The 17,579-nt window shown below is 68.7% G+C and carries 13 protein-coding genes; 11 read left to right on the top strand and 2 right to left on the bottom strand.

The annotated features are described in order from the left end of the window. Positions 1 to 378 precede the first annotated feature (378 nt). The 6 genes from ptsP to zwf all read left to right on the top strand — a co-directional run bounded on the left by ptsP (position 379) and on the right by zwf (position 9,595). Positions 379 to 2,931: a phosphoenolpyruvate--protein phosphotransferase gene (gene ptsP, locus C265_RS26565; RefSeq protein ID WP_010814852.1), complete on the top strand. Its 2,553-nt coding sequence runs from the start codon at positions 379 to 381 to the stop codon at positions 2,929 to 2,931. Positions 2,932 to 2,988: 57 nt separating this feature from the next. Next, on the top strand, positions 2,989 to 4,698 hold the full coding sequence (nagE, locus tag C265_RS26560) for an N-acetylglucosamine-specific PTS transporter subunit IIBC (RefSeq protein WP_010814851.1): 1,710 nt from the start codon (positions 2,989 to 2,991) through the stop codon (positions 4,696 to 4,698). Between the two features lie 116 nt (positions 4,699 to 4,814). Continuing rightward, positions 4,815 to 5,879, top strand: a complete 1,065-nt coding sequence (locus C265_RS26555; RefSeq protein ID WP_011614456.1) for a porin — start codon at positions 4,815 to 4,817, stop codon at positions 5,877 to 5,879. Positions 5,880 to 5,921: 42 nt separating this feature from the next. Next, positions 5,922 to 7,025, top strand: a complete 1,104-nt coding sequence (nagA, locus tag C265_RS26550; protein WP_010814849.1) for an N-acetylglucosamine-6-phosphate deacetylase — start codon at positions 5,922 to 5,924, stop codon at positions 7,023 to 7,025. After that, entirely contained in the window at positions 7,018 to 8,049 is a 1,032-nt protein-coding gene (locus C265_RS26545; protein WP_010814848.1) for an SIS domain-containing protein, read from the top strand. The genes nagA and C265_RS26545 overlap by 8 nt, the downstream gene beginning before the upstream one ends. Before the next feature lie 58 nt (positions 8,050 to 8,107). Then, entirely contained in the window at positions 8,108 to 9,595 is a 1,488-nt protein-coding gene (gene zwf, locus C265_RS26540; RefSeq protein ID WP_010814847.1) for a glucose-6-phosphate dehydrogenase, read from the top strand. A 59-nt stretch (positions 9,596 to 9,654) separates the two neighbouring features. Here the strand turns inward: zwf and C265_RS26535 are convergent, their stop codons facing one another. Both C265_RS26535 and C265_RS26530 read right to left on the bottom strand, forming a co-directional pair. After that, positions 9,655 to 11,199 (bottom strand): YifB family Mg chelatase-like AAA ATPase, encoded by a 1,545-nt coding sequence (locus C265_RS26535; protein ID WP_010814846.1) that lies wholly within the window; start codon positions 11,197 to 11,199, stop codon positions 9,655 to 9,657. A gap of 80 nt (positions 11,200 to 11,279) precedes the next feature. Further along, the gene (locus tag C265_RS26530) at positions 11,280 to 11,558 is read right to left on the bottom strand and encodes an accessory factor UbiK family protein (protein ID WP_010814845.1); all 279 of its coding nucleotides are present in this window, start codon (positions 11,556 to 11,558) and stop codon (positions 11,280 to 11,282) included. Between the two features lie 386 nt (positions 11,559 to 11,944). On the opposite strand from C265_RS26530, the gene C265_RS26525 reads away from it, so the two are divergent. From C265_RS26525 to gshB, 5 genes are all read left to right on the top strand, one after another. Next, entirely contained in the window at positions 11,945 to 12,742 is a 798-nt protein-coding gene (locus C265_RS26525; protein ID WP_010814844.1) for a TorF family putative porin, read from the top strand. Between the two features lie 52 nt (positions 12,743 to 12,794). Further along, entirely contained in the window at positions 12,795 to 13,133 is a 339-nt protein-coding gene (locus C265_RS26520) for a P-II family nitrogen regulator (protein ID WP_010814843.1), read from the top strand. Between the two features lie 32 nt (positions 13,134 to 13,165). Beyond that, the gene (amt, locus tag C265_RS26515) at positions 13,166 to 14,722 is read left to right on the top strand and encodes an ammonium transporter (RefSeq protein WP_010814842.1); all 1,557 of its coding nucleotides are present in this window, start codon (positions 13,166 to 13,168) and stop codon (positions 14,720 to 14,722) included. A gap of 553 nt (positions 14,723 to 15,275) precedes the next feature. After that, positions 15,276 to 16,571 (top strand): glutamate--cysteine ligase, encoded by a 1,296-nt coding sequence (gene gshA / locus C265_RS26510; RefSeq protein WP_010814841.1) that lies wholly within the window; start codon positions 15,276 to 15,278, stop codon positions 16,569 to 16,571. Positions 16,572 to 16,579: 8 nt separating this feature from the next. Further along, positions 16,580 to 17,533, top strand: a complete 954-nt coding sequence (gene gshB / locus C265_RS26505; RefSeq protein ID WP_010814840.1) for a glutathione synthase — start codon at positions 16,580 to 16,582, stop codon at positions 17,531 to 17,533. The last annotated feature ends 46 nt before the right edge of the window (positions 17,534 to 17,579 follow it).

Here is a 17,579-nt window from a genome sequence, read left to right as displayed (position 1 = left end):
GGTACCAGAGTGTGGAGGTGATGATACCACTTTAGGACATTTTACGTCCATGGGGCGGCATCGCGTCATCTGGGCGATAACATCGCCATCGCTTCGCTTTACGTCAATTGGTATTGAAATGGTTCTGCTGATTATGGCGTCGGAAAATGCTGCTGTGATTTGGAAAAATCTTACCTATCTCCGTGGGTTATGGTGATTAAGGCGAATGTGAGGACCATCCAAGGACTGTTTTGCCTTGCCTCAATAAAGATGCCACTTAGATACAATATTGTCGTAGTGGTTTTCACTGGTATTTTTATTGTCGGTTGCCGTCTATCTTTCGCCTGACCCTGGCGCTGTCGCATTTCTGCACCGGCCGCCGCGACTTCTGGAAGCAAAATGGCTGAGACGAGCGAAACCCTGTTGCTGCGGGCTCCGGTGAGCGGAGTGCTGCTTCCCCTCGCGGCCGTGCCGGACCCGGTCTTTGCCGACGGCATGTTCGGCGACGGCCTGGCCATCGACCCCCTGAGCGACACGCTGGTGGCGCCTTGCGACGGCACCATCGTCCACCTGGCCGCCACCGGCCACGCCCTGACGCTGCAGGCTCCGTGCGGGGCGCAGGTGCTGCTCCATGTCGGCATCGATACGGTGTCGCTGCGCGGCGAAGGCTTTGCGCCTTGCGTGGCGCAGGGCGCTGCCGTGCGCCAGGGGGATGCGCTGATCCGTTTCGATGTCGACCGTGTCGCGCAGCAGGCGTCGAGCCTGGTGACGGTGATGGCAATCGCCAATGGCGATGCCTTCACGGTCGCCGGCAGGACCGGCGCGGCGCAGGCCGAGGCGGGCCGCACGGTGCTGCTGCAGGTGCGTGCCGCGGGTGCCGCGGCGCCCGCGCAGGAAGACCACGCGAGCGCAGCCGAACAGCGGCGCACGGTCACGCTGGCCTGCCCTGGCGGCTTGCACGCGCGGCCCGCGGCACGGGCGCGCGAAGCCGCGCGCGGCCTGGACGCCGCCGTCGCATTGCACTACGGCGGCCGGCAGGCGAGCCTGGCCAGCCTGGTGGCGCTGCTGGGCCTGGCCGCCGACGAGGGCGCCGCGGTCGAGCTGGTGGCGACCGGCCGCGATGCCGGTGCCGCGCTCGATGCGGTCGCATACGAACTGCAGCGCGCCGGCGTGGGCGAAGAAGAACCCGTGCCCACGGTGGCCGCACCGATTGCGCAGCCTGGGCCGGGCGCCGGCCTGCCGGCGGATGGCATCCCCGGCGTGGCTGCCGCCCCCGGCATCGCGATCGGCACGCTGCACTGGTGGCGCGAGACCACGCCGGAGCCGGCCGAGGCCGGCCAGGGCATTGCTGCCGAGCGCGAGGCCCTGCGCGCCGCGCTGGCGGCCATCGACGCCCAGCTGGCGCATGAGAGCGAAGCCGCCACCGCACGCCGCGCCGGCGCCGAGGCCGGCATCTTCGCCATGCATCGCGCGCTGCTGGAAGACCCGGCCCTGCAGGCCGCGGCCGAGACCATGATCGCCGCCGGCAAGAGCGCGGGCTTTGCCTGGCGCGAGGCCACCCGGGCCGAAGCCGCCATGCTGTCCGCGATGGCCGACCGCCGCATGGCCGAACGCGCTGCCGACCTGCTGGACCTGGGCAAGCGCGTGCTGCGTGCGCTTGCCCCGGCAGGCAGTGTCCCGGTCCAGCTGCCCGCACCGGCCGCCGACGGCGATGTCATCGTGCTGGCCGCCGGGGAATTCACGCCGTCCGACCTGACCGGACTGGACCGCACCCGGGTTGCCGCACTGGTGATGGCGCGCGGCGGCCCGACCTCGCACGCGGCCATCATCGCGCGTCAGCTCGGCATCCCTTGCCTGGTGGCTCTGGGCAGCGCGCTGGAGCGCCTGCAGGACGGCACGCCGGTAATCGCCGACGGCGACAGCGCCCGCCTGCACGCCTGCCCCGATGCGCATTTGCTGGCCGCCGCCGCCAGCGCCGTCAGGCTGCGCGCGCAGCAGCGCGAGGCCGACCTGCGCGCCGCGCACGCCGCGGCCAGCACCCGCGACGGCGTGCCTATTGAGGTGGCCGCGAATATCGGCAGCCTCGACGACGCCCGCAATGCCGTGGCGCATGGTGCTGACGCGGTCGGCTTGCTGCGCACCGAACTGCTGTTCCTGCACGGCGACGCAGCCCCCGCGGCGGCGGACCACACCGCCAGCTGCCAGGCCATTGCCGATGCCCTGCAGGGCCGCAGCGCGATCGTGCGCACGCTTGATATCGGCGCCGACAAGGACGCCGCCTGGCTGCACCTGCCTGCCGAAGACAACCCCGCCCTGGGCCTGCGCGGCGTGCGCCTGGCGCAGGTGCGCCCGCAACTGCTGGACGACCAGCTGCGCGGCCTGCTTGCAGTGCGCGCGAGCGGGCCGCTGCGCATCCTGCTGCCGATGGTCAGCGAGGTCGGCGAACTGCTGGCCTGGCGCGAACGCATCCGTGCGCTGGCGGCCGAAGCCGGTACCGATCCCGAGATCGAGGTCGGCGTGATGATCGAAGTCCCTTCCGCCGCGCTGCTGGCCGACCAGCTGGCCGAGCACGCCGATTTCTTCTCGATCGGCACCAACGACCTGACCCAGTACACCCTGGCCATTGACCGCTGCCAGCCGGAGCTGGCGGCACGCATGGATGGCCTGCATCCCGCGGTGCTGCGCATGATCGCCGCCACCACCGAGGGCGCCGCGCGCCACGGGCGCTGGGTAGGCGTGTGCGGCGCGCTGGCGGGCGACCCGCTGGCCGTGCCGGTGCTGGTCGGGCTGGGCGTGACCGAGTTGTCAGTCGACGCCGGGCTGGTGCCGGGCGTCAAGGCGCGCGTGCGCGCGCTCTCGCATGCCGATTGCCGGCAGCGCGCAGGCGAATTGCTGCGGCTGCCGTCAGCCGCCGCGGTGCGCGACGCGTGCCGCCGCTACTGGCCGGCATAAGCGCCGGTCGACCACAACCCAATACGCGCCACGCGCGCACAGATTCGGAGAACGCCAATGAAGATGGACCTGCTGCCCAGGGTGCAACGCCTGGGCGCCACGCTGATGCTGCCGATTGCCGTGCTGCCCGTGGCCGGCCTGCTGCTGCGCCTGGGCCAGCCCGACGTATTCGACATCAAGCTGATGGCCGAGGCCGGCAATGCGGTCTTTGCCAACCTGGCCCTGCTGTTCGCGATCGGCGTGGCGGTGGGCTTTGCGCGCGACAACAACGGCGCGGCGGCACTGGCCGGCACCATCGGCTACCTGGTGCTGACCACGGTGCTGAAGACCATCGACAAATCGCTCGACATGGGCGTGCTGGCCGGCATCGTCGCCGGCGCGGTGGCGGGTGGGCTCTACAATCGCTATCGCAATGTCGCGCTGCCACCCTATCTGGGCTTCTTTTCCGGCAAGCGCTTCGTTCCCATCGTCACCGCGCTGTGCTGCCTGCTGCTGGGCATCGTGCTGGCCTATGCGTGGGCGCCGGTGCAGGCCGGCATCAACGCGGCCGGCGCGTGGCTGACCACGGCGGGCTCGGCCGGCGCCTTGGTGTTCGGGCTGCTGAACCGGCTGCTGCTGGTCACCGGGCTGCACCACCTGATCAATACCCTGGCGTGGTTCGTGTTCGGCAACTACGCCGATCCGGCCACGGGGACGGCGGTATCGGGCGACCTGCACCGCTACTTTGCCGGCGACCCCGGCGCAGGCCTGTTCATGACCGGCTTTTTCCCGGTGATGATGTTCGGCCTGCCCGCGGCCTGCCTGGCGATGTACCACGAGACGCCGCCGGCGCGGCGCGCGCTGGTTGGCGGCATGCTGTTCTCGATGGCACTGACCTCGTTCCTGACCGGCATCACCGAGCCGATCGAGTTCAGCTTCATGTTCCTGGCGCCGGTGCTGTACGGCCTGCATGCGCTGATGACCGGCCTGTCGATGGCGCTGTGCCATGCGCTCGATATCCGGCTGGGCTTCACCTTCTCGGCCGGCGCGATCGACTATGTGCTGGGCTACGGGCTGTCCAGCCGCGGCTGGCTGGCGATTCCGCTGGGGCTGGCCTATGCGCTGGTCTATTACGGGCTGTTCCGCTTCTTTATCCGCCGCTTCAACCTGCTGACGCCGGGCCGCGATGAAGTGGTGCCCGTGGCGGCCGCCGGCGGTGCCGCGCAGCCGGCCGCGGGCAGCGTGGCGCAACAGTATGTCGAAGCGCTGGGCGGCCCTGCCAACCTGGTCGTGGTCGATGCCTGCACCACGCGTCTGCGGCTGAACGTGGCCGACATCGGCGCGGTGTCCGAGCCGCGGCTCAAGGCACTGGGCGTACGCGGCGTGCTCAAGCGCCCGCCCAATGTGGTGCAGGTGGTGATCGGGCCGCAGGCCGAGCAGGTTGCCGGTGATATCCGCGCGGTGCTGCAGCAGGCGCCGCAGGCCACGGCCGTGGTGGCTGCTGCGCCCGCCGTTGCTACCCAGGCGTCCGTGCCGGCTGCCGGTGCTTTCGATCCCGCCTGGTGGATCGATGCGCTGGGCGGCGCCGCCAATATCGCCTCGGTCGGCGTGGTGGCACTGACGCGGCTGCGCGTGGTGGTGCGCGAGCGCGCCCGGGTGCGCGCCGACCACCTTGCGGGCAGCCAGCTGATGTGGATCGGCGATGACACCGCCCATATCGCCTTCGGCCATGCGGCAGACGGACACGCTGCCGCCTTCGAGCGCGCCCTGCAGGCCATGCCCACCTGACCCCCGCCGCCGCAGCCGTGCGGCTGCGGTCGACCTTCCCCATCGGCAACAACAACGACGGCCGCGACGACAGCCGCGCCGGTGGATACCGTCTGCTTATCCAGGAGTCATTGATCGTGAAACGCATTGCACTGACGGCGCTGCTCGCAGCGTCGGCCGGGGGCGCCTGCGCCCAGTCCGCCGGCACCGGCATCACCTTGTATGGCCGCGCCGTGGCCGGCCTCGACTATGTCAACGGCATCGCCCGCCCGGGCGGCGACGTGGACACCTTCCGCTTCGGCAGCAACCAGTACGGCGTCAGCTTCTGGGGCATGCGCGGCGCAGAAGACCTTGGCGGCGGCCTGCGCGGGGTCTTCAACCTGGAGGGCATGATCACCTCCGGCACCGGGCGCTCCGATCCGCTGTTCAACCGGCGCGCGCAAGTGGGCCTGGCCAGTAACGACTGGGGCACGCTGCTGCTGGGCCGGGCCATGAGCCTGACCGACGACGAGAGCGGCGCGATCGACCCGATGGGCCTGCAGGCCAGCTCGGTCGCGACGCTGGTCTATGGCCGCAACTGGGGCTCGCGCACCAATGCCGTGACCTACAACTCGCCGGTGTGGGGCGGGCTGAGTGTGCGCGCGCAGGCCGGCAGCGACGGCGTGGCGGGCAGCTTTAACAGCGGCAAGCAGTTGAGCGCGGCCGTCAAGTACGCGCAGGGCAACCTGAGCCTGACCGGCATCTACGAGGAACTGCGCGACACGCAGGGCCGCATGGACAACCTGTATGTCAACTCGCGCCAGTACACGCTCGGTGGCAGCTATGCGCTGAACAACCTGCGCCTGTTCGCCGGCTATAACCTGACCGTGTCCTCGGGCGATACCGTGGCCACGCCGGAGAACCCCTACGCCGCCACGCGCAGCCAGATGGCATGGGTCGGCGCCAACTACCGCCTGCTGCCGGCGCTGACGCTGCTGTCCGGCGTCTACTACGCCACCCTGAACAATGGCGGCGGGCATGGCACGCTTGTCACACTGGGCGCAAAGTATGACTTGTCGAAGCGCACCTCGCTGTATGGCACGGTGGCGTCGGTGTTCAACTCGCGCAATGCCACCTTCTCGGTGGAGGCGTCGCCGGACACCATGCCGGGCGCCGGGGCGAACCAGCAGGGCGCCTATGCCGGCATCATCCACCTGTTCTGACGGTGGCTGGCCGGTGATCTGAATGTATTGGAGAGTATTGCCATGAAAGGAAACATCCTGACGCCGGCCGGCTGGATCTTCGGAGAGATCCATGCCGGCCCGGACGGACGCATCGCGCGCATCGAGGGCGTGCCCGCCTCGCCTGAGCACAACGATGCCCCGTACGTGCTGCCGGGGTTTGTCGACCTGCTCAACCACGGCGGCGGCGGCAAGGACTTCATGGATGGCGAGGCCGCGGTGCCGGTGATCCTGCGCGCGCATGTGCGCTTTGGCACCACCAGCCTGCTGGGCAGCACCATGACCTCGCCGCACGACGTGCTGCTGCCCGCACTGCAGGCGCTGAACCGCGCCTGCGCGCAGCGCCCGCCCGGCGCGGCGCGCATGCTGGGCGTGCACCTGGAAGGGCCGTATATCAACCCCGGCAAGCTGGGCGCGCAGCCCGATACCTCGGCCACTGCCACGCCGGAAGAACTGGAGCAGTACCTCGGCGCCGCGCCGCTGAAGGTGGTGACGCTGGCGCCCGAACTGCCGGGGCATCTGGACATCATCCGCCTGCTGGTCGCGCGCGGCGTGCGCGTGCAGCTGGGCCACACGCTGGGCACCTATGAGGACGCGGTGGCCGCGCTGGATGCCGGCGCCAGCGGCTTCACCCACCTGTTCAACGCGATGACCCCGCTGCAGCACCGCGCGCCCGGCATGGTGGCGGCAGCGCTGGCCCATGCCGAGTTTGCCGAGCTGATCCCCGACCTGCTGCACGTTCATCCGGGCGCGATCCGCGCCGCGCTGCGCGCGATTCCGCGGCTGTATGCGGTGACGGACGCCACCGCCGCCGCGGGCATGCCGGACGGCGTGTACCACCTGGGCAGCCAGACCGTCTACAAGGTCCACGGCAGCGTGCGCCTGGCCGATGGCACGCTGGCCGGCAGCGTGCTGACCATGGACCAGGCGCTGCGCAACTTCGTGTCGATCGGGCTGGACCTCGCCGATGCGTCGCGGCGCGTTTCGCTGTATCCGGCCCAGTACCTGGGCATGTCCGACCGCGGCATGCTGGCACAGGGCTGCTGGGCCGACGCGGTCGTGCTGGACCGCGCGCTCTTGGTGCGCACCGTTTATGTCGAAGGAGAATGCTGTGTCGAGAATGCTTGAAGAGGCGCTGAGCGCGCCGGCCGTGGTGGCCGCGCAGTTGGCGCAGGCGCCGCGCGTGGCCGCGCTGGCTGCGCAACTCGCCGCGCAGGCCTGGCCCGCGGCGCTGACCGTGGCGCGCGGCAGCTCGGACCATGCCGCCAGCTACTTCGCCACGCTGGTCACGCGCCGGCTGGGCGTCCCGGTGGCCTCGCTGCCGATGTCGACGGTGACGCTGCACGACAGCGCGCTGCGCGTGGCCGGGCAGCTGGCGGTGGCGTTCTCGCAGTCGGGCCGCAGCCCCGACCTGGTCGAGACCATGCAAGCGCTGCGCGACCGCGGCGCCGCCACCGTGGCGCTGGTCAACGCGCCCGATTCGCCGCTGGCGCAGGCGTGCGCGCATGAACTGCCCCTGCTTGCCGGCCCCGAGCAGAGCGTGGCCGCGACCAAGAGCTATATCGCCATGCTGTCGATGTCGGCGCTGCTGGTGGGGCATCTCGAGGCCGCACGCAGCGGCGAGCACGAACTGGTCGATGCCTGCGCAGGCTTGCCGGCCGCGCTGGCGCAAGCGGCCGCGCAGGACTGGTCGGCGCTGGTGCCAGCGCTGCGCGACGTCGAGCGCATGATCGTGCTGGGCCGCGGCGCGGGCCTGGCGATCGCGCAGGAAGCGGCGCTCAAGCTCAAGGAGACCTCCGGCATCCAGGCCGAGGCTTTCTCCGGCGCCGAAGTGCGGCATGGCCCGATGGAAATCATCGGCGACGGCTACCCGCTGCTGGTGTTCGCGCCGCGCGGACCGGAACAGGCGGGACTGCTGGCGCTGGCCGCCGAGATGCGCAAGCGCGGTGCGCGCGTGCTGCTGGCGGCGCCTCCTGGCACGGTTGATGCGGAGCTGCCCCTGGAGTTGCCGCTGGTGCCGGCCGGCCATCCGCTGCTCGATCCGGTCTGCGCCATCCAGGGCTTCTATGTCGCGGCGCAGGCGCTGGCGCTGGCACGCGGCCGCAATCCCGACCAGCCGCAGTACCTGCGCAAGGTGACCGAGACGCGCTGAGCCGGCCCATACCGCCCCAATACCGCCCCATGCCGCCCCGGCAAGCAAGGAGTCCGTCATGCAAACCACCCGAACCGCCTCTTCTTCCGGCACTGCCGACGCTCGGCCACTGGACCTCGTCATCTTCGGCGGCGCCGGCGACCTGTCGGCACGCAAGCTGCTGCCATCGCTCTACATGTGCCACCGCGACGGCAACCTGCCCGACGGCACCCGCATCATCGGCGTGGGCCGGCACCGCTGGGACCGCGAGGCCTTTGTCAATTTTGCCGATGAAAGCGCACAACCCTTTGTCGAAGCGCGCTATCTCGAGCCGGCCAAATGGCAGACCTTCCTGCAGCGGCTGGATTTCGTGCACGTTGACGCGTCGCAGTCCGGGGACTATCCGGCGCTGGCCGCGCAACTGCGCCAGGAGGCGCTGCGCATCTATTACATGGCGATGCCGCCGGGCTTGTTCGCGGCCACCTGCGACAACCTTGCCAGCCATGGCCTGATCGCCAACGACACCCGGCTGGTGCTGGAAAAACCGCTGGGCGTGGACCTGGCCTCGGCCATCGGCATCGGCGAGGTGGTCAGCCGCTACTTCAGCGAGGACCGCACCTACCGGATCGACCACTACCTGGGCAAGGAAACGGTGCAGAACCTGATGGCGCTGCGCTTCGGCAATTCGATCTTCGAGCCGCTGTGGCGCACGCCGTTCGTGCGCAGCGTGCAGATCACCGTGGCCGAGACCGTGGGCGTGGGCACGCGCGGCGGCTTCTACGACGAGGCCGGCGCCATGCGCGACATGGTGCAGAACCACCTGCTGCAGCTGGTCAGCATCCTGGCGATGGAGCCGCCGGCAGCGCTCACCTCCGATGCGGTGCGCGATGAAAAGCTCAAGGTGCTGCGCTCGCTGCGGCCGATGTCGCCCGAGGACGTACGCCGCAATACCGTGCGCGGCCAGTACACCGCGGGCGCCATCGCCGGCGAGCTGGTGCGCGGCTATCTGCAGGAAGAAGGCATTCCGCCAGACAGCCGCACCGAGACCTTCGTCGCGATGCGCGCCGAGCTCGGCACGTGGCGCTGGAACAAGGTGCCGTTCTATCTGCGCACCGGCAAGCGCATGCAGGAGCGCGTGACCGAGGTGGTGATCAACTTCGCCGAGGTGCCGCATTCGATCTTCGATGCCGGCAGCACGCTGCAGCCCAACCGCATGGTGATCCGGCTGCAGCCGGAAGAGTCGGTGCGGCTGACGCTGATGGTCAAGCAGCCAGGCGAGGGCATGAAGCTGAAGCCGCTGAGCCTGGCGCTGAACCTGGACTCGGCCTTCACCACCCGGCGCGCCGAAGCCTACGAGCGCCTGCTGCTCGACGTGATACGCGGACGGCTGGCGCTGTTCGTGCGGCGCGACGAACTGCAGGCCGCCTGGACCTGGGTCGACCCGATCCTGGAAGCGTGGCGCCAGCAGGACGAAGGCCCGCGCCCCTATACCGCCGGCACCTGGGGCCCGGCGGCTTCGTCGGCGTTCATGGCGCGCGAAGGCGTGCAGTGGTCTGAGGAGGCGTGATGCGGCTGACCGAACGCGGGCTGCGACGCTGGCTTCGCTTGTAGCTTAGGCCGAGGCATTCAACCGCCCGCCATCCGCAACGCCCGCCGGTACTGGATCGCCTCGCCCACATGCGTGGCGGTCAGCACCTCGGCACCTTCCAGGTCCGCGATGGTGCGGGCCACCTTCAGCACGCGGTAGTACGACCGCGCCGACCACGCCAGCCGCGTCATCGCGCCGCGCAGCAGTGCCTGCGCCTGTGCTTCCATCGTGCAGTGCTGTTCGATCTCGCGTCCGCCCAGTTCATTGTTGGGCTTGCCCTGCCGGGCCAGCTGGCGCTCGCGCGCGGCCAGCACGCGGGTGCGCACCACGGCGCTGGGTTCGCCAGGCGGGCCGTCGAGCATCTCGCCCTGGTCCTGCGCTGGGACTTCCACCTGCAGGTCGATGCGGTCGAGCATCGGGCCGGAGATGCGGGACTGGTAGCGCCGCACCTGGTCGGGCGTGCAGCGGCAGGGGCGGTCGGGATGGCCGAGGTAGCCGCACGGGCAGGGGTTCATCGCCGCGACGAACTGGAAGCAGGCGGGGAAGTCGGCGTGGCCGGCGGCGCGGGCGATGGTGATGCGGCCGGATTCCAGCGGCTCGCGCAGGACTTCCAGCACCCTGCGGTCGAATTCGGGCAGCTCGTCCAGGAACAGCACGCCGTGGTGCGCCAGCGAGATCTCGCCCGGGCGCGGGTTGCCGCCGCCGCCGACCATGGCCGGCCCCGATGCCGTATGGTGCGGCGACCGGAACGGGCGCTGGCCCCATAGCGCGGTGCGGAAGCCGCCCGGCGTCAGGCTCATGACCGCGGCGGACTCCAGTGCTTCCTGCAGCGTCATCGGCGGCAGCAGCCCGGGCAGGCGCTGCGCCAGCATCGACTTGCCGGTGCCCGGCGGGCCCACCAGCAGGGCGGAATGCTGGCCGGCGGCGGCCACTTCCATGGCCCGGCGCGCCTGGGCCTGGCCGCGCACGTCGCGCATGTCGGGGCCGCGGTCCGTGGCGGCGGGCAGCAACGCCGGCATGGAGCGGGGCAGCCGCGCGTCGGGCAGGGGGCAGAGATGGTCGCACGCCTGGCGCAGCGTCGCGGCGGCATGCACCGCCAGGTCCTCGATCAGCGCGGCTTCGGCGCCATTGCCTGCGGCCACCAGGAAGGCGCGCGGCGCCTCGCCGGCGGCGGCGCGGGCGGCGTTGTCGCGTGCCAGGCCCATGGCCATGGCCAGCGCGCCGCGCACGGGGCGCAGTTCGCCGGACAGGGACAGCTCGGCGGCGAACTCATGAGCATCCAGTGCCTCGGACGGGATCTGGCCGCTGGCGGCCAGGATGCCCAGCGCGATGGCCAGGTCGAAGCGGCCGGATTCCTTGGGCAGGTCGGCCGGGGCCAGGTTGACGGTGATGCGGCGGTTGGGGAACTCGTAACCGCTGTTGAGGATGGCGGCGCGCACGCGCTCGCGGCTTTCGCGCACGCCGGTGTCGGCCAGGCCGACGATGGTGAATGCCGGCAGGCCGTTGGCGAGGTGGGTCTCGACCCGCACCGGCGGCGCGGCGATGCCGGTCAGTGCCCGGCTGCGTAGGACGGCAAGGCTCATGTCATCGAACTGTTAACGAAAAAGGCCGCCAGGAGTGGCGGCCTTCAGGCGGCGGGTTGGATCGGGCAGGACCGGCGTGCTCACGCGCCCCCGGTCGAGTCCACCGAGCCGGCGCCGGGCGTGATGCCGGCGCGGCGCTCAAGCTCCGCCACGCGGCCCTCCAGTTCCTCCAGGCGGGCGCGGGTGCGGGCCAGCACCTGCGACTGGACGTCGAATTCCTCGCGCGTGACCAGGTCCAGCTTGGCAAAGCCCTGGGTCATCATGCTGCGCACGTTCTTTTCGATGTCCCTTGCCGGCGAGTTGCGCAGCGCCTCGCTGACCTTGTTCTGCAGGTCGTTGAAGAGATCGGTCGGTTTCATGGTTTCTCCTTTGCGCACCTAACTGGTGCCAATCCGGGTGGGCATCTGGCGTTTAGCGCGCTTTCGCACAGGAATTGGGCGCCCCGATTGCGGGCGCGCGGCCTGGGTGTCGCGCACGCGGCCACCGTCAGGACTCAATTATCGCCCGTGAGGCACGTGGGCGAAAGCTCCGGCGCATCCGCGTTCACACCTTTTAACCTGATCTGGCTTCGCTGCAGGGCAGATTCAAGTCTGGCTTTGGTCACGGCACGCCATCACGGCCAACATGGGCCGCCGATTTCCGAAGAGCTGGCATGGCAGTTGCAGTAGTTGGTGCGCCAGCGTCATTGAATCACCGAAATCCAAGAAACGAAATCCGAGCCTCAGGAAAAAAGGAGAAGAAACCCATGAAGAAGTTGGCCCTTGCAGTCAGCGCGCTTGTCCTGACCAGTGCCGCCGCCACTGCCCACGCGCAAAGCACGGACGCGGCGGCCCCGGCACCGGCCGCCGCCGCTGCCGAGCCGGCATCGCCGCATACGTTCACGGCCAACGTGTCGCTGGTCTCGGACTACCGCTATCGCGGCATCAGCCAGACCAACCTGCGCCCGGCCATCCAGGGTGGCTTTGACTACGCCCACGAAAGCGGCTTCTATCTGGGCAACTGGAACTCCAGCATCAGCTGGCTCGAGGATGCCAACCCGGCGGTCTCGGCCCCGGTCGAGATGGATTTCTACGGCGGCTTCAAGAACACCTTCAAGGTTGCCGGCACCGAGTTCAGCTATGACCTGGGCGTGCTTGAGTACTACTACCCGGGCGGCTACAACAACCCGCGCCCGTACACCACCGAGCTGTACGCCGGCATCGGCTGGGGCCCGGTGTTCCTGAAGTACTCGCACTCGGTCACCAACCTGTTTGGCTGGGCCGACAGCAAGAACAGCGGCTACATCGACCTGAGCGCCAACGTGCCGCTGAACTTCTGGGACCTGACCCTGAATGCGCACGTCGGCTACCAGGACGTCAAGCACAACAGCGACGCCTCGTACACCGACTGGAAGATCGGCCTGACCAAGGACCTGGGCAAGGGCTTCGCGCTGGCGGTTGCCTATGTCGACACCAACGCCAAGGAAGTGGCCTACACCAGCGCCAACCGCGGCCGCTACCTGGGCAAGGCCACGGCCTGGGCCTCGATCACCAAGACTTTCTAATCATTGCCGCAGGCCGGGCAGGCAGCGCCGGCCTGCCCCGAGGAGAAATCGGATGAAACTCATCATCGCAGTCATCAAGCCGTTCAAGCTCGACGAAGTGCGCGAAGCGCTGTCGGACGTGGGCGTGTCCGGCATTACCGTGACCGAAGTGAAAGGCTTCGGCCGCCAGAAGGGCCACACCGAGCTGTACCGCGGCGCCGAATACATCGTCGACTTCCTGCCCAAGGTGAAGATCGAGGTGGCGGTGCCCGACGACGTGGTCGAGCGCGCCATCGAGGCGGTCGAGAAATCGGCCCGCACCGGCAAGATCGGCGACGGCAAGATCTTCGTGGCACCGATCGAGCAGGTCATCCGCATCCGCACCGGCGAGACCGGCGGCGATGCCCTGTGACCCGAGACAGCACATCACAAGAGGTTAAGCACATGAAAACCTGGTTCAAGCGATTCCTGACGGCCGGCGCGATGGCGCTGGCCATCGGCACGGCGGGCGTGGGCATCTCCACGCCGGCCGCCGCACAGGACAAGCCGGCCGCCGAGGCATCTGCCCCGGCCGCCTCCGCCGCCCCCGCTGCAGCCGCTGCCGAAGCTTCGGCGCCGGCTGCTCCCGCTGCCGCCGCGGCCGCACCGGCCGCCGCCCCCGCGGAAGCGGCCGCCGCGCCGGCCGCACCGGTGCCCAACAAGGGCGACACCGCCTGGCTGCTGGTCTCGACCGCCTTCGTGATCCTGATGACGCTGCCCGGCCTGGCGCTGTTCTACGGCGGCCTGGTGCGCTCCAAGAACATGCTGTCGGTGCTGATGCAGTGCCTGGTGATCTTCTCGCTGGTGGCGCTGCTGTGGGCGATCTATGGCTACAGCTTTGCCTTCACCGAGGGCAACGCCTTCTTCGGCGGCACCGACCGGCTCTTCATGAAGGGGCTGACGGTCGAGGCCGTGGCCGCCACCTTCAGCAAGGGCGTGGTGGTGCCGGAACTGGGCTACTTCGCCTTCCAGTGCGCCTTCGCCTGCATCACCTGCGGCCTGATCATCGGCGCCTTCGCCGAACGCGCCAAGTTCTCGGCCGTGCTGGTGTTCGTGGTGCTGTGGTTCACCTTCTCCTACATCCCGATGGCCCACATGGTCTGGTTCTGGCCGGGTCCGGACGCCTACACCGACGCTGCTGCCGGCGCCGCCGCGACCGCCAAGTCGGGCTGGCTGTTCCAGAAGGGCGCGCTCGACTTCGCCGGCGGCACCGTGGTGCACATCAACGCGGCCGTGGCCGGCCTGGTGGGCGCCTACATGTTCGGCAAGCGCATCGGCTTCGGCCGTGAGGCGATCCGTCCGCACAGCCTGACCTTCACCATGGTGGGTGCCTCGCTGCTGTGGTTCGGCTGGTTCGGCTTCAACGCCGGCTCGGCGCTGGAAGCCAACGGCTCGGCCGCGCTGGCCTTCGTCAACACGCTGCTGGCCACCTGCGCAGCAGTGCTGGCGTGGACCTTCGGCGAGTGGATCGGCAAGGGCAAGCCGTCGATGCTGGGCGGCGCCTCGGGCGCGGTGGCTGGCCTGGTGGCGATCACCCCGGCGGCCGGCTTTGTCGGCCCGATGGGCTCGATCGTGATGGGCCTGATCGCCGGCCTGCTGTGCCTGTGGGGAGTGACCGGCCTGAAGCGCATGCTGGGCATGGACGACTCGCTGGATGTGTTCGGCGTGCACGGCGTGGGCGGCATCGTGGGTGCGCTGCTGACCGGCGTGTTTGCCGCGCCCAGCCTCGGCGGCACGGGCATCTACGACTACGTGGCCAACAAGGTGGCGGACGACTACTCGATCGCCGGCCAGCTGTGGATCCAGTTCGAAGGCGTGCTGACCACCGTGGTGTGGTCCGGCGTGGTCGCCTTCGTGGCCTACAAGCTGGTGGACATGCTGATCGGCCTGCGGGTGCCGGAAGACGAAGAACGCGAGGGCCTGGATATCACCTCGCACGGCGAGACCGCGTATGAAGTCTGAGCGCAAAAGTGTTGTGCTGGAGAGCTGATTGGGAATCTTCTCTCAGGAGTTTTCGCCCGGCCGCGTGCCGGGCTTTTTTCTTTCCGGCATTGCCTGAGATTGCATACATTTGGCGGTCAGCCATGGCCGAACAACGCGTGCCGCGAATGCTTCGGGGGGACTTCCGAGCTTCCTCGCAAAATCCGCCAGCCGAGCGCCGGCAAGGGCTGGCTGGCGATTCCCCCGCGCGCTGCGCGGGCTTTTCGCAAAGTGCTTAACTCCGATCTTAAAAAGCTTCAATTGTCTTTAATGTGCGGGGCACATACATTGCCAGTGAGGCAGTTTCCTCCACCTGCAGAACGCTCCCCGTATCTGTCAGGCCATTTAAGAGCGCGGCATTGCCGCGCTTTTTTTTTTGCCGGTGCGGCCGGCTCTTTATTTCGCGCCGCCCATCCCCATATCGTTATCCCTCAGGCCCGGCCATGCATATCCTTATAAGGGGTGTGCCAGCGCCTGGTTGGCCGTTCCTCTACAATCGGGGCGAACGATTAAGACGACGATTTATAGGATGGATATGGTCCCGCATCTCATCACCGCGCTGAACGGTCCGCTGCTCGAACTGGAAAAGAAAATCCTGGACGCCACGCCGTCCATCGAGCGCTGGTTCAGGCTGGAATGGCAGGAGCATACCCCTCCGTTCTATTGCTCGGTGGACCTGCGCAACGCCGGCTTCAAGCTGGCGCCGGTCGACACCAACCTGTTCCCGGGCGGATTCAACAACCTGGCCCCGGAAATGCTGCCGCTGGCGGTGCAGGCGGCGATGGCGGCGATCGAGAAGATCTGCCCGGACGCCAAGAACCTGCTGCTGATCCCCGAGCGGCATACCCGCAACATGTTCTACCTGCAGAACGTGGCGCGGCTGTCGCTGATCATGCGCCAGGCGGGCCTGAACGTGCGCCTGGGCTCGCTCTCCGAGGAAATCACCGAACCGACCCCGATCGAGCTGCCGGACGGCCAGACCCTGGTGGTCGAGCCGCTCGCGCGCCTGGGCACCAGGGGCCGCCGGCTGGGGCTGAAGGACTTCGACCCCTGTTCGATCCTGCTGAACAACGACCTGTCGGCCGGCATCCCGCCGATCCTGGAAAACATCAACGAGCAGTACCTGCTGCCGCCGCTGCATGCCGGCTGGTCCACGCGCCGCAAGAGCAGCCACTTTGCCGCCTATGACGAGGTGGCCAAGAAGTTCGCCAAGCTGATCGACATCGACCAGTGGATGGTCAACCCGTACTTCGCCCGCTGCTCCGGCGTGGACTTCCACGAGCGCGTGGGCGAGGAAGAACTGGCCGACGCGGTCGAGGGCGTGCTCAAGAAAATCGCCAAGAAGTACCGCGAGTATGGCATCAAGGAAACCCCGTACGTGGTGGTCAAGGCCGATGCCGGCACCTACGGCATGGGCATCATGACCGTGCGCGATCCGTCCGAGGTCAAGGGCCTGAACCGGAAGGAGCGCAACAAGATGAGCGTCGTCAAGGAAGGCCTGGAGGTCAGCGACGTCATCATCCAGGAAGGCGTACATACCTTCGAGAAAATCAATGAAGCGGTGGCCGAGCCGGTGGTGTACATGATCGACCGCTACGTGGTCGGCGGCTTCTACCGCGTGCACACGGGCCGCGGCAACGACGAGAACCTGAACGCGCCGGGCATGCATTTCGTGCCGCTGGCGTTTGCGCCCAACGGTATCCCCGACTCCCACGCCAAGCCCGGCGCGGCGGTGCCTAACCGGTTCTACATGTACGGCGTGGTGGCGCGATTGGCGCTGCTGGCGGCGTCCCTGGAACTCGAGAAAACCGACCCGAACCCGATCCTGTGACGAGCCCCATGCGCATCCTCTTCATCACTGACCCGCTGGAGACCTTCAAGACCTACAAGGACTCCACCTACGCCATGATGACCGAGGCCGCCGCGCGCGGCCACGAGCTGTACTGGTGCTTGCAGCCGCAACTGACCCTGTCCGGCCGTGTGGTCGAGACCATGGCCACGCGACTGCACCTGACCGGCGACGACCACGCCTGGTACCGCGAAGGCAACAGCGCGCTGGAGCCGCTGTCGGCATTCGACGCGGTGCTGATGCGCAAGGACCCGCCCTTCGACATGGAGTACGTCACCAGCACCTGGCTGCTGGAGCTGGCCGAGGCGCAGGGCGCGCGCGTGTTCAACAAGCCGCGCGCGATCCGCGACCATTCCGAGAAGCTGGCGATTGCCCAGTACCCGGAATTCATCACGCCGACGCTGGTCACGCGCGACCTGGCACGCATCCGCGACTTCCACGCCGAGCACCGCGACATCATCGTCAAGCCGCTCGACGGCATGGGCGGCATGGGCGTGTTTCGCGTCGGCGCGGACGGCATGAACCTGGCCGCGATCGTCGAGACTTTGGGCCACGACGGCGCCCGCACGCTGATGGTGCAGCGCTATATCCCGGCGATCAAGGACGGCGACAAGCGCATCCTGCTGATCGGCGGCGTGCCGGTGCCATATTCGCTGGCGCGCGTGCCGATGGCCGGCGAGGTGCGCGGCAACCTGGCTGCCGGCGGCACCGGCCGCGCGCAGGAACTGAGCCCGCGCGACCGCGAGATCGCCGAGGCCCTGGCGCCGGGGCTGTGGGAGCAGGGCCTGCTGCTGGTGGGCCTGGACGTCATCGGCGACTACCTGACCGAGGTCAATGTGACGAGTCCGACCTGTTTCCAGGAGATCACCCAGCAAACCGGCTTCCATGTCGCGGCGATGTTCATCGACGCGCTGGAGCACGCCGTGGACGCGGCCGGGCGCTGAGCCTGGCCGGCAGCGGGAGCGCGGGGGGCCGCCTGCTACAATCGGG

The sequence above is a fragment of the Cupriavidus sp. GA3-3 genome (genome assembly GCF_000389805.1).
Taxonomy (GTDB): Bacteria; Pseudomonadota; Gammaproteobacteria; order Burkholderiales; family Burkholderiaceae; genus Cupriavidus; species Cupriavidus necator_D.
The sequence above is the reverse complement of the archived record's forward strand: the minus strand, read 5'-3'. Positions and strand labels throughout refer to the sequence as shown.